At 55.0% G+C, this 14,704-nt stretch carries 13 protein-coding genes; 3 read left to right on the top strand and 10 right to left on the bottom strand.

Going from position 1 to position 14,704, the window contains the following annotated elements; genetic code table 11:
- Positions 1-113 precede the first annotated feature (113 nt).
- On the top strand, positions 114-1,034 hold the full coding sequence (ldtB, locus tag ACMGGS_RS14755; RefSeq protein WP_276164392.1) for a L,D-transpeptidase: 921 nt from the start codon (positions 114-116) through the stop codon (positions 1,032-1,034).
- A gap of 39 nt (positions 1,035-1,073) precedes the next feature.
- Here the strand turns inward: ldtB and ACMGGS_RS14750 are convergent, their stop codons facing one another.
- The 9 genes from ACMGGS_RS14750 to mntR form a co-directional block, all read right to left on the bottom strand.
- The gene (locus tag ACMGGS_RS14750) at positions 1,074-1,790 is read right to left on the bottom strand and encodes a GntR family transcriptional regulator (protein WP_414163246.1); all 717 of its coding nucleotides are present in this window, start codon (positions 1,788-1,790) and stop codon (positions 1,074-1,076) included.
- Positions 1,791-1,806: 16 nt separating this feature from the next.
- The gene (locus ACMGGS_RS14745) at positions 1,807-3,114 is read right to left on the bottom strand and encodes a PTS sugar transporter subunit IIC (protein WP_414163245.1); all 1,308 of its coding nucleotides are present in this window, start codon (positions 3,112-3,114) and stop codon (positions 1,807-1,809) included.
- 87 nt (positions 3,115-3,201) lie between these two features.
- Entirely contained in the window at positions 3,202-4,578 is a 1,377-nt protein-coding gene (locus ACMGGS_RS14740) for a glycoside hydrolase family 1 protein (protein WP_414163244.1), read from the bottom strand.
- 311 nt (positions 4,579-4,889) lie between these two features.
- Positions 4,890-5,927 (bottom strand): aldo/keto reductase, encoded by a 1,038-nt coding sequence (locus ACMGGS_RS14735; protein ID WP_414163243.1) that lies wholly within the window; start codon positions 5,925-5,927, stop codon positions 4,890-4,892.
- 107 nt (positions 5,928-6,034) lie between these two features.
- Positions 6,035-7,561: an efflux transporter outer membrane subunit gene (locus tag ACMGGS_RS14730; protein WP_414163242.1), complete on the bottom strand. Its 1,527-nt coding sequence runs from the start codon at positions 7,559-7,561 to the stop codon at positions 6,035-6,037.
- A 1-nt stretch (position 7,562) separates the two neighbouring features.
- The gene (locus ACMGGS_RS14725) at positions 7,563-9,134 is read right to left on the bottom strand and encodes a DHA2 family efflux MFS transporter permease subunit (protein ID WP_414163241.1); all 1,572 of its coding nucleotides are present in this window, start codon (positions 9,132-9,134) and stop codon (positions 7,563-7,565) included.
- Positions 9,131-10,255: an HlyD family secretion protein gene (locus ACMGGS_RS14720; protein ID WP_414163240.1), complete on the bottom strand. Its 1,125-nt coding sequence runs from the start codon at positions 10,253-10,255 to the stop codon at positions 9,131-9,133. Before ACMGGS_RS14720 ends, ACMGGS_RS14725 begins: the two co-directional genes overlap by 4 nt.
- A 98-nt stretch (positions 10,256-10,353) precedes the next feature.
- Complete coding sequence (locus ACMGGS_RS14715) at positions 10,354-11,463, bottom strand: SLC13 family permease (RefSeq protein ID WP_414163239.1); 1,110 nt, start codon at positions 11,461-11,463, stop codon at positions 10,354-10,356.
- The gene (gene mntR / locus ACMGGS_RS14710; protein WP_414163238.1) at positions 11,460-11,933 is read right to left on the bottom strand and encodes a manganese-binding transcriptional regulator MntR; all 474 of its coding nucleotides are present in this window, start codon (positions 11,931-11,933) and stop codon (positions 11,460-11,462) included. Before mntR ends, ACMGGS_RS14715 begins: the two co-directional genes overlap by 4 nt.
- A gap of 182 nt (positions 11,934-12,115) precedes the next feature.
- On the opposite strand from mntR, the gene mntS reads away from it, so the two are divergent.
- Positions 12,116-12,244: a manganase accumulation protein MntS gene (mntS, locus tag ACMGGS_RS14705; RefSeq protein WP_414163237.1), complete on the top strand. Its 129-nt coding sequence runs from the start codon at positions 12,116-12,118 to the stop codon at positions 12,242-12,244.
- Positions 12,245-12,521: 277 nt separating this feature from the next.
- Complete coding sequence (locus ACMGGS_RS14700; RefSeq protein WP_414163236.1) at positions 12,522-14,105, top strand: phosphoethanolamine transferase; 1,584 nt, start codon at positions 12,522-12,524, stop codon at positions 14,103-14,105.
- A gap of 77 nt (positions 14,106-14,182) precedes the next feature.
- Here the strand turns inward: ACMGGS_RS14700 and ompX are convergent, their stop codons facing one another.
- Positions 14,183-14,689 carry an outer membrane protein OmpX gene (gene ompX / locus ACMGGS_RS14695; protein WP_176920553.1) on the bottom strand — a complete coding sequence of 169 codons (507 nt, stop codon included), beginning with the start codon at positions 14,687-14,689 and terminating at the stop codon, positions 14,183-14,185.
- Between the last annotated feature and the right edge of the window lie 15 nt (positions 14,690-14,704).

Here is a 14,704-nt window from a genome sequence, read left to right as displayed (position 1 = left end):
AAGTGTGATTTTGCACACATCTATTTCCCCCTAAACCGGAATGCACCTATAATGCGCTCCAAATGATAGTGGACTTTACATCAACAGCCTGTGGCACTGGTATCTTGCATAACATGAATATGAAACTAACGACCCTCTTTGCGGCGGCGCTGGCTGTCGTGGGCTTTTGCAAAACGGCTTCAGCCGTTACGTATCCTCTGCCAACCGATGGCAGCCGTCTGATCGGTGAAAACCAGGTGATTCAGATCCCAGATGATAACAAGCAGCCGCTGGAGTACTTCGCGGCCGAGTATCAAATGGGCCTGTCCAATATGCTGGAAGCTAACCCGGGCGTGGACACCTATCTGCCGAAGGGCGGCACCGTGCTGAATATTCCGCAACAGCTGATCCTGCCGGACACCGTGCATGAAGGGATTGTTATCAACAGCGCCGAGATGCGTCTGTATTACTACCCGAAAGGCACCAATACTGTGATCGTGCTGCCTATCGGTATCGGTCAGTTAGGTAAAGATACGCCGATTGCCTGGACCACCAAGGTTGAGCGCAAAAAAGCGGGTCCGACCTGGACGCCAACCGCAAAAATGCATGCTGAATATGCCGCAGCAGGTCAGCCGCTTCCGGCAGTCGTTCCGGCGGGTCCGGATAACCCGATGGGTCTGTATGCCCTGTACATTGGCCGCCTGTATGCGATTCACGGCACCAACGCTAACTTCGGCGTCGGTCTGCGAGTGAGTCACGGCTGTGTGCGTTTACGTAACGACGACATCAAATTCCTGTTCCAGAACGTACCGGTAGGTACGCGCGTACAGTTTATTGATGAGCCGGTAAAATCCACCACTGAGCCAGACGGTAGCCGTTATGTTGAAGTTCATAACCCGCTTTCTACGACTGAAGCGCAGTTTAGTGGTGACGAAGAAGTCCCGGTCACGCTGACCAAAGCGGTGAAAAAAGTCACCGACCAGGCGGATGTCGATCAGACCGTACTGGATCAGGCGATCCAGAACCGTTCCGGGATGCCGGTTCGTCTGAACTAAGACTGGAATGCCCGGCCGCATCGCGCGCCGGGCAAATGTTTAACCGTTATTCACAATCACAATCCCGCTGTGATCGTAGCGATAGTGGCAGTGAGCATACTCCAGCGGCGTTCCATCCTCCAGATAAATCACCTGCTCTACCTCCATGACCGGATCCGTCTCCTGACAGTTCAGATACTGCATATCAAGCGCATTCGGCTTTAACGCCCGCACCACCCGATACGATCCCATGATTTTCAGCCCCAGCGTATGCTGAATGTAGCGAAAAACCGAACTTTCCAGATGGGATTTATTCAGTCCTGGCACCAGGCTCACGGGCATAATGGTGGCATCCAGCGACATCGGTTCGCCATTAAGCAGGCGCAGGCGAATAAAGTCATACACTGGCGCGTCAGCGCCAATCAGCAGCGACGTTTGCTCTGTTTCGTCAGGAAAACGCAGTTCGAAGCGAACGACTTCGCTGCTGACCGTGCCTTTATCCTTCCACGTTTGCGTCGCGCCAAAATAGTCGCTTCCGGCCAGCTCCCACTGCGACAACTGGTGAAAATTTTTGCGAATAAACGTGCCCTGCCCCTGACGGGTATAGACCAGCCCTTCGATAATCAACTGGCGCATCGCCTGCTGGATGGTCATCCGGCTGGTACTGAACTCGGCCGCCAGCGCAAACTGATCGGGCAACGGCTCGCTCGCGGGATACTGCTTACTCAGAATACGCTGCCTGATTTCCCGCGCGATCAACACATACTTCGCAGCCATTACCCTTCCTTTTTATTTACGCTATTTCGCTATTTTTTTGTGCCACTCTCTCGGCGATTTTGAGGAACGGCAGGTAGAAGAATACACCAAAGATAATGATGATCAATTGCACCACCACGGCGCGCCAGTCGCCCGCGGTGGCAAGCCAGGCGCTGAGCACCGGCGGCGTGGTCCATGGGATCATTACCACGCAGCGTGATATCAACCCCAGCGACGTACACACCCAGGCAAAAAAGATGCCGATAGCAGGCAGGAGGACAAAGGGGATCATCAGCGGAATGTTAAACACAATCGGCAAGCCGAAAATGACCGGCTCGTTGATATTAAACAGGCCCGGTGAGATCGCCAGACGGGCGACCTGCTTCGCCGCTTTCTGCCGCGAGAAGATAAAAATGGCAATCAGTAACGAGAAGGTACTGCCGGTGCCGCCAATCATGCCGAAGGTCGGGACGAAAATATTGTTAATGATATGCGGAATGGGCTGTCCGTTAGCGAACGCCAGCATATTTTCATTGGTATTGATCAGCAGGAACGGCTCAAGGATCACGCTGTTGACCACCGCCTGATGAATACCCAGCGTAAATAAGAAGTTACCGAAGCTATAGATAAAAAGCGTCCCCGGCAGGCTGGTATTAATCATGCGCAGCGGTTGCTGGATCAGGGTAGTGATCAGATGAATCAGATCGGTATGCAAAAGGTTTGCCAGCAGTGCGGCAAATAAAGCAAACAGCGACAGCGTAAGAATGGTGGGGATTAATGAGGAAAACGACTGGCTGACTGCCGGAGGGACGTTCTCACCCAACGAAATTTTTAGCCGCTCAAGCCGCGAAATACGAATGAAAATCTCGGTCGACAGCAGGCCAATAATCACCCCGGCAAAAATCCCGGTGGTGCCGATATTGGCGAAGGTTAATACCTGGGTAATACTGACCGTGGTCTTCGCGCCCAGCGGCACCAGATCCACCTGCATGGGCATCATGATGATAAAACTGCATATCGCAATAATGACCGCCGAAACCGGGTTGTCGATATTTTTATTTCGCGCCAGCGACCAGGCGATCATCGGGGCAATCAGCAGGGCGGCAATATTCAACGTCCCGTTGATAATCGCGTCCCCCCACAGTTTGAACTTCGTTAGGGTCTCCCCTTCCATCACCCAGGGAAACACCACGTTGTTCACCAGTACCGCCAGTCCGGCCAGAATAAAAATTGGCATGATGGCGGCGAAAGCATCACGTAGCGAGCGCAAATGCACCTGCCCGGCAATACGTGCGGAAATATCGACAAAGCGATCGGTAAAAGACTGCATATTTGTACCAGACATAGCAGAACCCTTTCTTTTATCCCCTGGACAATACAGGTTGCAGGCGCCTGCAACCTGTCATCAGTACAAACCCGGTTTGGCGGTGAACTACATTTTTTCGCCGTTACTGTGAATCACCTGTTGTAACCAGGCGTAGCTTTTCTTCGGCACCCTTTTCAGATCTTTTAAATCATGGTTTTCACGGTTGACGTACACCACGCCGTAACGCTTACGCATATCGCCCTGAGAACTGAGAATGTCGATCAGCCCCCAGCCGAGATAGCCAATTACCTGTGCCCCATCCTCAAAAATGGCCGCTTTCATAGCGTTAATGTGCTCACGGTGATAGTCGATGCGATAGTCATCTTCAATCATGTTGACACCGTCCCAGGACTCAATCACCCCGATACCGTTTTCAATCGGGAAAACCGGCAGACGCCAGTCGTTGTAATAGCGAGTGATGATGGTGCGAAAACCCAGCGGATCGATTTGCCAGTTCCACTCCGTTGCTTTCAGCCACGGGTTAGGCTTATCACCATGCAGCAAGTAATCATTCACCGGCGTGTTTTCCGGAATGGCATCGCTGTCCAGGGTTCGACTGGCGTAGTAACTGAAGGCCATAAAATCGTTTTTCACCGTCGGCAGCAGGGCAAGATCGTCTTCACGATAGATGTCTTCGAACCCTTCCCGTTTTACCACCGCCAGCACTTCCGGGCTGTACCCTTCCCCCGCGTATACCCGCAGCAGGTTTTGATTCAGGAATTCATCGAACTGTTGAGCGCAAAAGATATCACGCGGTTTGCAGGTGGCCGGATAAACCAGCTGATGCGCCAGCATGCCGCCCATCAGCTTGCCCGGTTGGGTGTCGTGCAGGTATTGCGTCAAATGGACGTGGGCCATCATGGTGTGATGCTGGATCAGATACAGGTCGCGCAGCGTTTTATCACCGCGCAGATAGCCCGAGACTTTAAACGCTTCCGGCATATGGAAAATATTCTGCTCGTTGAAGGTGAGCCAGTATTTCACCCGGTCACCGAAGCGATCGATCATCTGCTGGCCATAACGAATAAACGCGTCCATCACGCGGCGGTCGGTAAAGCCGTTGTACTGCTCGGCCAGTGCCAGCGGCATATCAAAATGGTAAAGGCATACCATCGGCTCAATACCACGAGCGATGAGATCGTTGATAAAGCGGTCGTAGAACGCGATGCCCTCTTCATTAAATTCACCGTCACCCTGCGGGCATACCCGGCTCCATGAGATCTGGAAACGGTAGCAGTTCATGCCCAGGTTTTGCATGTGGTCGAAATCTTCCCGATAGCGGTGATAAGAGTCCGTCGCCACTTTCCAGTCAGAGGCGAATTCGCTGGCCTCGCGAATATCGTAAACCGACTTCCCTTTTCCGCCTTCGTTCCAGGCACCTTCAGTCTGCATGCTGGAGACCGAATTTCCCCATAAAAAACCGTCAGCTAATTTTTTTGTCATCTCCTGGCTCCTCGTGCGTATATGTAAAGTCATTTAAGCTATATGACTAGTCATATACCCATAAAGCCCAGGCAGGCAAAAAGTAATGGACGAAAATGTGAGCGGATTCGAAAAGATCGTGGCGATCGGCAAAAGAAAAGCCCGGCGAAAGCCGGGCGGTGATGGTGGGAGGAGTAGCGCCTGCCCCGGCGGTAATTTGCCGGATGGCGCTGCGCTTATCCGGCCTACGTTTCCTTTGAAATCAAGGTATTGCCAAAGATGTAGGCCCGTGCAAGCGAAGTGCCGCCGGGCACGGGCCACAACGTAACGCGTTACCCTTTCAGCTGATTACGGCGATATTCGCCCTGCCGCTCCAGCATCCAGCCGGGATATTCCCGCGGCAGCGCACTGACCGCGTCGAGCTGCTTAAGCTCCTCTTCGCTGAGGCGGATCGCCGTGGCGGCAATGTTATCGGTCAGCTGTTCAGGGCGCTTCGCCCCGATAATCACGCTGCTGACTACCGGCTGATGTAACAGCCACGCCAGCGCGATCTGCGCCACCGATACACCTTTGCTGTCGGCGATATTACGCATTACATCCACGCAATCAAACGCGCGATCGCGCTCCACCGGCGGGAAGTCAAATTCCTGGCGGCGGCTACCGGCTTCACTTTCGCCGTCGCGGCTGTATTTACCACTCAGCAGGCCACCTGCCAGCGGACTCCAGACCATCAGCCCGACGCCTTCGCTCTGCATCATCGGCACCAGCTCACGCTCCAGATCGCGTCCGGCGATGGTGTAATACGCCTGGAGCGACGCGAAACGCGCCAGCCCTTTGCGCTCGGAAATCCCCAGCGCTTTGGTGATTTGCCACGCGGCCCAGTTCGATACGCCGATATAGCGCACGTGGCCGTGCTGCACCAGGTTATCCAGCGCGTACAGGGTCTCTTCCATCGGCGTCGCCGGGTCAAAACCGTGCAGTTGATAGAGGTCGATATGATCGAGTTGCAGACGGCGCAGACTCTCCTTCACGCTGTTGATAATGTGATAGCGTGAACTGCCACGCGAGTTCACGCCTTTGGTGCCGGTTTCGCCGAATACTTTGGTCGCCACCACCACATCTTCACGCGGGATCTTCAGGTTTTTCAACGCCTGACCGGTGATCTCCTCCGAGCGGCCTTCCGAATAAACATTCGCCGTATCAATAAAATTGATCCCCGCGTCCAGCGCGGTGCCGACCAGTTTTTCCGCCTCTGCCTGACGTAACTGACCAATCTTCCCCCACATCCCCTCTTCGCCGCCAAAGGTCATGGTGCCGAGGCACAGCTCAGAGACAAACAGACCGGTATTGCCAAGTTTTTGATATCGCACAGGACTCTCCTTTCAGGATGATAACGTGAGTACCCCATAGTTATAACCTTCAGGGGGCTATCGCGAATGTGGCGTTCCTGTCCTTTTCTTGCCCAATCCTCTGAAAGTTAACCGCGCGGTGCGTCGCCAAAGACCGAATAGTCCGGCAGGCGCACGGTCTGATAGGGTTCCCAGCCGCCGCCCAGCGCTTTATAGAGGGCGACCAGATCAAGGCTGCTCTGCACTTTAGCCTGCGCGCGCTGCTGTTCGGCCTGCGCCAATTGTCGCTGGGCATCCAGCACGTCAATAAAGGTCGCCAACCCCTGACGGTAGCTGTCGCTGGCCAGATTAAAAGCGTTCTGTAGCGCTTCGATGGACTTATCCAGCCCCTGCTCCTGCTGCTGATCGCTGCGATAGCTGACCAGCGCATTTTCCACATCGTTCAGCGCGGTGAGTACCGTCTGGCGATACTGCAATACGCTTGCCCCCTGCTGCGCCCGTGCCAGTTTGACGCTGGAGACCAGACGTCCGCCCTGGAAAATAGGGATCGAGACCTGCGGGCCAAAGCTGTAGAAATGGCTGCTCCAGTCGGTCAGCCAGTCGGCCTCGCTGTTACGCATGCCAAACTGACCGCTTAACGTCAGGCTGGGGAACAACTGGGCGACGGAAACGCCGATTTGCGCCGTAGCGGCGTGCAGATTGGCCTCCGCTTCCCGCACGTCGGGCCGCCGACGCGCCAGCGTTGACGGAATGCCGGTTTTGACGATATTCGGCAGCGGCGGCAGAGGTTGTTCACCGCGCAGTTCGTTATCCAGCGTACCGGGCGCTTTCCCCAGCAATACGGCAAGGGCGTTCATTGCCTGACGCTGCTGCGCCTGATACTGCGGTAGCTGCGCTTCAAGATTACCCAACTGGGCGCGGGCGTTTTCCACGTCCATTTGCGGCGACAGCCCGCCGCGCTGGCGGTTTTCGGTCAGCTCCAGCGTCTGCTGGGCGGTGGCGATCTGGGTATTCATAGTGTGGATAATGCTTTGTGCGCCGCGCAGTTGCAGCCACGCGCGGGCGACTTCCGCCTCCAGCGACACCAGCGCATCGTTACGCTGCTCAATGGCCGCCTGCTGTTGCGCATCTGCGGCTTCCACCTGACGGCGAACTTTGCCCCATAAATCCAGCTCCCACTGCGCGTCAAAGCTACCCTGGTAAAGGTTGATTGGCTGGGTCAATGGGCCGAGCGCCCCGCGCAGTTCCGGGTCGACATCATCGAGCTGGCTGTAAACATCATGCGATTCCAGTTCGCCTTTCAGCCCCAGCTGCTGCCGGGTGGCCTGTAAGTTGCCGTTGACCGAGGGCATAAATGCGCCGCCCGCCTGATTCAACTGCTCACGCGCCCCGGCAATGCGCAGTACCGACTGTTGCAGTGACAGGTTGCCCGCAATCGCCCGCTCAATCAGGCTATTCAGCTGCGGTGAGTTAAAGGTCGTCCACCAGCGCGGATCGACCGCCTGGGGCCGGGTTTGCGATGGCACGTCGCTGCTGCCCGCGTCATTCCAGCGGGCTGGCGTCTGCGGCACCGCCGTCTTGTAGTCGGGTCCCACGCTGCACCCTGCCACCATCAGCGCCATCACGGTCAGGGAGAAAATGTTGCGTCTGTGCATATTAATGTGCTCCTGCGCTGCCTTCACTCTTCACCGGTGACAGCAGTAGACAAAAAGGGATCAACAGTAGCGCAACCACGCTAAGGATCGTAAAGACGTCGATATAGGCCAGAATGCGCGACTGCTCAATCATCGTCTGGTACATCTGCCCGGTGGCGAGACTGATTGGATCGCCCACCAGCCCGGTAAAATCACGAATGGCCTGCGCCGACTGGCGGATCGCCTGCTGGAACTGTTCGTTGAACGGGCTGGTATGATAAGCCAGATGGGCGCTGTGCGCCTGCGCCCGCTCGGTGATCGCCGCGGTGGAGAGCGAAATGCCGACCGACCCCGCCACGTTACGGAACATGGTAAACAGCGCCGAGGCGTCGGCGTTAAGCTGGCGTGGAATGGTAATAAAGGCGATGGTGGTCAGCGGCACGAACAGGAAGCCCAGCCCCAGCGACTGCGCGCTGCGGAACAGTACCAGCGTTTCAAAGTCGACGTTCGGCGTCAGCGTTCGCGACCAGAAGAAAGCGGCCCCCAGCAGAAAGAAACCAAACGCAATGATATAGCGGGTCTGCACCACCGGCATCAGCTTAAGCACCAGCGGAATGGTCAGCACAATCAATATTGCCCCCGGCGAAAGCACCAGTCCGGACCAGGTTGCCGTATAGCCCAAGTCCTGCTGTGCGAGTTGCGGGATCACCACCGAACTGCCGTAGAGGATCATCGCCATTCCCGCCATCAGCAGGCTGGAGACAGCAAAGTTTTTATCCGCCATACAGCGCAGGTCGACCACCGGTTTGCGGGCGTAAAGTAGCCAGTATATCGCGCCAATAATGCCGATAAGCGTCAGCACCGCGAAGGTGCAGATAAAGGTAGAGTAGAACCAGTCTTCATCCTCGCCGCGATCGAGCATCACCTGCAGGCAGCCAAGCCCCAGGGCAATCAGGCCGATCCCGGTCCAGTCGATGCTTAATTTCTCTTCGGATTTACGCTCCCACGGCGGATCTTCCAGCAACTGATAAATCGCCAGCACGGTCACGATGCCAACCGGGATATTAATGAAGAACACCCAGCGCCAGGAGTAGTTATCGGTGATCCAGCCGCCGAGCGTCGGCCCCAGCACCGGGGCCACAATAATTGCAATCGACGACAGGCCAAACGCCTTACCGCGATCTTCCGGCTTAAAATAATCCAGCAGCACCGACTGCTGTGTCGGCTGAAGTCCGCCACCGAAAAACCCCTGCATAATACGAAACAGGATGATTTGCCACAGTTCGGTGGCGATCCCGCACAGGAAGGAGCAGATGGTGAACATCACAATACAGATCAGGAAGAACTGTTTGCGGCCAAAAACGCGGCTGAGGAAGGCAGAAATGGGGAGCACGATGCCGTTCGCCACCAGATAGCTGGTCAGCACCCAGGTGGATTCATCGTAGCTGGCCGACAGCGATCCGGCGACGTGCGGCAGCGCCACGTTCACGATCGTGGTATCAAGGATCTCCATAAATACCGCGAGGGTGACCACCATCGCCACCGCCCACGGATTACTGGCCGGACGCCAGTTTTCATGGCTCTGGTCGGTCATTCCAGCATTACCTTCGGTTCCACGGAGAGGCCAAGCGGCAGCGGATGATTCGGATCCAGCCCTTTGTCGATAACGATTTTGACCGGCACACGCTGAACGATTTTTACAAAGTTGCCGGTGGCGTTTTCCGACGGGAAGGCGGCGAATTTCGAGCCGCTCCCCTGCTGGATGCTGTCAACGTGACCTTCCAGCTCCATATCGCCGAAGGCATCAATCTTAATGCTGACTTTATTCCCCGGCCGCAGGCGTTCCAGCTGCGACTCTTTAAAGTTCGCCACAATCCAGATATCGGGAGAGACCAGGGAAAAAAGTGCGGTGCCGGCCTGCACCAGGGTGCCGTTCTGCACGTTACGCTTGGTGACAAAGCCGTCAAACGGCGCGCGGACTTCGGTCCACGAGAGATTCAGCTCCGCCGTTTCAAGCTGGGCGCGGGCCTGATCGACCTGACGCTCGCGCGCTTCAACGTTGGTTTCCTGCTGGCGGATCTGCAATTCGACCTGCTCTGCAACTTCAAGCTGCGCTTTGGCACTGGCCATCTGTGCCTGGGCGCTACGCAGTTGCGCGTTAGCCGAATCAATATTCTGTTGAGTGGTCGCACGCGGATCGACACCGCGCTGACGACGGTAGGCCGCCTCGGCGTTCGCCTGATCGGCCTGCGCCTTCAGCACCTGCGCACGTGCTTCATCGCGTTGGGCCGGATACTGAACTTTAGAGAGCGCCAGTTGCGCCTGCGCCTGATGCAGTTGTGCCTCGGCCAGCCCCAGTTGCGCTTTCGCCTGATCGCGCTGGGCCGTTGCATCTCGCGGATCGATAACCACCAGCAGATCGCCCTTCTTCACGCGCTGATTGTCTTTAACCCGCAGATCGGTCACATAACCTGCGACCTTCGGCGCGATGGTGACGGCGTCGCCGTCAGTAAACGCATCATCGGTAGTTTCCTGATTGCGGGTCATCAGCCACCACACCAGCGCCACGATGATCATCACGATCACCACAATGCCAAGAATAATGAGTGGCTTTTTACCCGGACGCTTGCGCTGATCCTTGTTCTTATTGTCTTCCTGATTTTCTGCTTTTTTGTCTTCCTGCTGGTTGTCAGGTTTTTCGTCTTGTTCAGCCATAAGTTGCAACGGTCCTGTCAGTTAAAGGCGTAATGGGGCCTGATAACTAAAGTTAGGAGGTTGCTATACATTTTCCAGGAAAAACTGACAAATCAGCACTAACTGACAAGGAATAATCCGTATCCGACGAGCGCAGCCCACACCAGCAACGGCAGGGAATAAAGATGGAAGCGCCACCAGATACGCCGGTTGCCCGCCATGCGCAGCGCGATCAGATTTGCCAGCGACCCCGGCAGCAGACCAAATCCGCCGACGTTAACCGCCCACGCCAGTAGCGCGGACGGCGGCACATAATTCAGCAGCAGAATAGTTGAGGGAACATTACTGATCACCTGCGACAGGCCGATCGCCGTCAGCCAGAGCTGAAGCGGTGAAAGTCCGCCGACCCGTTCCAGAAGACTGTGTAAAACAGGAAGCTGGGTCAGGAGATGAACATCGATAAACATGGCGATGAAGACCAGCAGCAGCGACCAGTCCACCTTCAGCACCACCTCTCTGGCGACGATCAGGAAACCGATAAACAGAATGCCCAGTCCCCACAACTCCTGCTTTGTCTCCAGCGCCACGAGAAACAGCAGATAAAAAAACAGACAGATCCAGACCAGACGCCGTTGCCACTGCGGTGATTTGTCCCCGCTGCGAAATTGCAGGGCCTGAGACGGAAAGGCGAGCCAGCACAGCACCAGCAGGGTGATCATCATGCTGAGCGCCAGCGGCAGCATTTGCCAGATAAACGCCGGAAACGAGAGGCCGGATCGCCCCCACAGCAGAATATTTTGTGGATTGCCGATGGGCGTGAGCAGCGAACCGGCATTGACCGCCAGCGCTTCAAAGATGATCAGCCGGTTAACCGGGATTTCACACCACTTTTTCAGCGTCAATGTCAGCGGCACCACGATGAACAGCGCCACGTCGTTAGTTAAAAACGTCGACAGCAGCGCCGCTGCGCACAGCATAAACAGCGCCAGTTGCCGCACGGTAACAAAGCGGCGCGCCATTTTCCGTCCCAGCACTTCAAAGCAACCGCTCCGCTCAACGCCCTTCGTCAGCAGCATTAAACCACTGAGGGTAATGATGGTGTGCCAGTCCACGGCGGCAGGCCAGCGGTCAGGGGCAAACGGAACAAACAGACTAAGAATGATGGCAATGATAATCAGCAGATGCAGGAAACGATCGCGGGCCAGCGCGTGCAGGAACGGCAGATTCATTCAGCGGGCATTCCGTGTTTCTGGCTGAACTGGTGGAATTTCTCCAGCGTTTCTTCGCTAACGTGATGTTCGATGCCTTCAGCGTCACGGCGCGCGGTATCCGGGCTGACGCCCAGCACCAGCAGGAAATTTTCCACGATGTGATGACGCTGACGGCTTTCTTCGGCCAGCTTTTCACCTTCCGGCGTCAGGAATACGCCGCGCCACGGGATCTGCTCAATCAGTCCAACGCTCGCCAGTCGCTTGAGCATTTTGGCAACGGTGGGTTGTGATACGCCAAGACGCGCGGCCATATCCACCTGACGCGCCTCGCCCACTTCGCGGATAAGATCGGAAATTAACTCAACGTAGTCATCAATCAGCTCACGACGATGCGCCTCCCGCACCTGGCGGAACCCCTCTACGTGATCCTCAACATTCACCAATTGCGTCACTTTTTTTGTTGTTGGTTTTCCCGTGCGACGACTCATTGTGCTTCCTCGTTCATGCGATACCCCCGGGGCACCAGGTAAAGAACGCTCATTGTATAGGATTGTGATGGGAGTACAAAAAATTAACTTTTTAGCCATAGCTATAAAATATAGCCTATGCTATATCTGTATGTAATGCAGTCACTCTTCACGGATGAAGGGGCAAACGGTCAGGAGGTCATATGAACGAATTTCAGAGGTGTATACGCGTGTTTAGTCACTCTCCTTTTAAAGTACGCTTGATGCTGTTGAACATGCTGTGCGACATGATCAGCGGTAAACCCCGGCAGGATGATAAATCCTCTCACTAACGCGGCGTCGCGGTACGCCGCTTCATTTTCCTGTCATCTTTCGGCATTACGCTGACGGTTTTGTTGTTAAAACCCCTTCTTTCTTCCGTATTTGTAATCCACCTCGCAAAACATTTTCTGACGGCTAGTTGACCTGACACCCACGGCGCTTTATCTTCTTGCAGCCCTGCAACTATTGCGGCTCGCAGATGCGGACACTCTCCCTCTTCACGCACTCACCAGCAGGTTTTGACCCTTGACGCCAGGGTGAGCACATGGCGTTTTATGACTGTGGCATATGAATTACACCCTTAAAGAATCGCTTGCCTCCCGACGCCAGGCGTTAAGCCCGTGGATTGGTTTTTATTTCCTGCAATCGTTATTAATTAACCTTGCCCTTGGCTATCCCTTTAGCCTGCTGTATACCGTGGCGTTTACCTGCGTGCTGCACCTGCTGTGGCGCACGATGCCGAAGACGCAAAAAGCGATCGTCGGCGTTTATTCACTGCTGGCCGCCAGCTATTACCCCTTCGGCCAGGCCTATGGCTCTCCCAACTTTAATACCCTGCTGGCGATGCATTCGACCAATATGGAAGAGTCCACCGAAATCCTGACCATTTTTCCCTGGTACAGCTACGTTATTGGACTGTTCATTTTTGCCCTCGGCGTGATTGCCGTGCGCCGTAAACCGGTAACCCAGCCGTCATGGGGAAAAATGGACACCCTGTGCCTTCTGTTTAGCGTGGGAACCTTTTTTGTTCAGCCGGTGCAGAATCTGGCGTGGGGCGGGGTATTTAAACTTAAGGATACGGGCTATCCGGCCGTGCGCTTCGTCAAAGACGTGGTGGTAAACAACCAGGAAGTGCTGGAAGAACAGGCGCGAATGGCGCAGCTGGCAAGCGTGAAAGATACCTGGCACGTCTTAGGGGTTAAACCGAAATATCACTATTACATCGTGGTCATTGGTGAAAGCGCGCGCCGTGATGCGCTGGGCGCATTTGGCGGACACTGGGATAACACGCCGTTTGCCAGTTCAGTGAATGGTACGCTGTTTACCGACTATATTGCCGCCAGCGGCTCGACGCAAAAATCGCTCGGACTGACGCTTAACCGGGTCGTCGATAATAAGCCGCAGTATCAGGACAGTTTTGTGACGCTGGCAAACCGTGCGGGCTTCCAGACGTGGTGGTTTTCCAATCAGGGGCAAATCGGCGAGTATGACTCCGCGATCGCCAGCATCGCTAAACGCGCTGACGAAGCGCAGTTTCTAAAGAGCGGTGATTTCGAAGCGGATAAAAATACTCAGGATACGGCGCTGCTGAAAATGACCTCGCAGGTGTTTGCCACCCAGCGCAGCCAGCCGCAACTGATTGTTCTGCATCTGATGGGGTCGCACCCGCAGGCCTGCGATCGTACAAAAGGCAAATATGCCGTTTTTGTACAATCAAAAGAGACCTCGTGTTACCTCTACACCATGACGCAAACCGACGATTTATTACGTCAGCTTTATACGCAGTTGCAAAACACGGGCGACAGTTTTTCTCTGGTCTATTTCTCCGATCACGGGCTGGCCTTTAAAGCGCGCGGCAAGGAAGTGCAGTACCTCGCCCATGACGACAAATATCAGCAGAACTTTCAGGTACCGTTTATGGTGCTGTCCAGCGATGACAAAACCCATCGAATAATTAAAACGCGCCGCTCGGCCAATGATTTCCTCGCCTTTTTCTCGCAGTGGACCGGCATCACCGCAGAAGAGATCAAAAATCGCTACAAATTTATTTCGACACAGAAAGCCGGGCCGACGTGGATCACCAACTTCCGGCTGGAGAAAGTGGACTATAACCATTTGGGCACTGATGTGTTTAGTACAAAAAGTCGTTAGTGAAATCAGCCTGCTTGCCCGTAAAAACAAAAATCCGCCCGAGGGCGGATTTTTTACCACGTAAAATCACGTCGTTATTAGAAACGGTAGCCGACGCCCGCGATCCAGGTGCCAACGTCAACGCTACGGATGCGGCTCTGCTCGTAGGAAACGTCCAGAGCAACGTTTTCCATCGGGTTGAACTGCAGACCAGCGCCGTAAGCTACGCCGTAATCGCTGGTGCTGTGGTTGTCAGGAATGTCGTTCGCCTGAACTTTACCGTAGCCAAAGCCGACTACGCCATACACGCTTGCCCAATCGTTGATGCGGTAAGCCGGACCAGCAGTAAAGCCGTAGTACTGTGCTTTGTTGTACAGACCGTTAGAGGTGTCATCTTTTTCGGTATAGGTGAAGGAACCAATAACGCCCAGCGGGGTATCATTTTCGTAGCGATACTTCAGGTTGAAACCGTTAGCTTTATTAGCCACGCCCTGCATATCGCTCTGAGCGTAACCACCGGTAACGGTAGAAGTTGCAGCTACGGCAGTACCTGCGGAAACGGCCAGAACTGCGGCCAGTGCTGAAAGACATGCAATTTTATTCATAACCACCTCAAATGT

This window comes from Superficieibacter sp. BNK-5 (assembly GCF_047456055.1).
In the GTDB taxonomy this organism is placed as follows: domain Bacteria; phylum Pseudomonadota; class Gammaproteobacteria; order Enterobacterales; family Enterobacteriaceae; genus Superficieibacter.
Note: the sequence above shows the minus strand (reverse complement) of the source record. Positions and strands in the feature narration are given on the sequence as shown.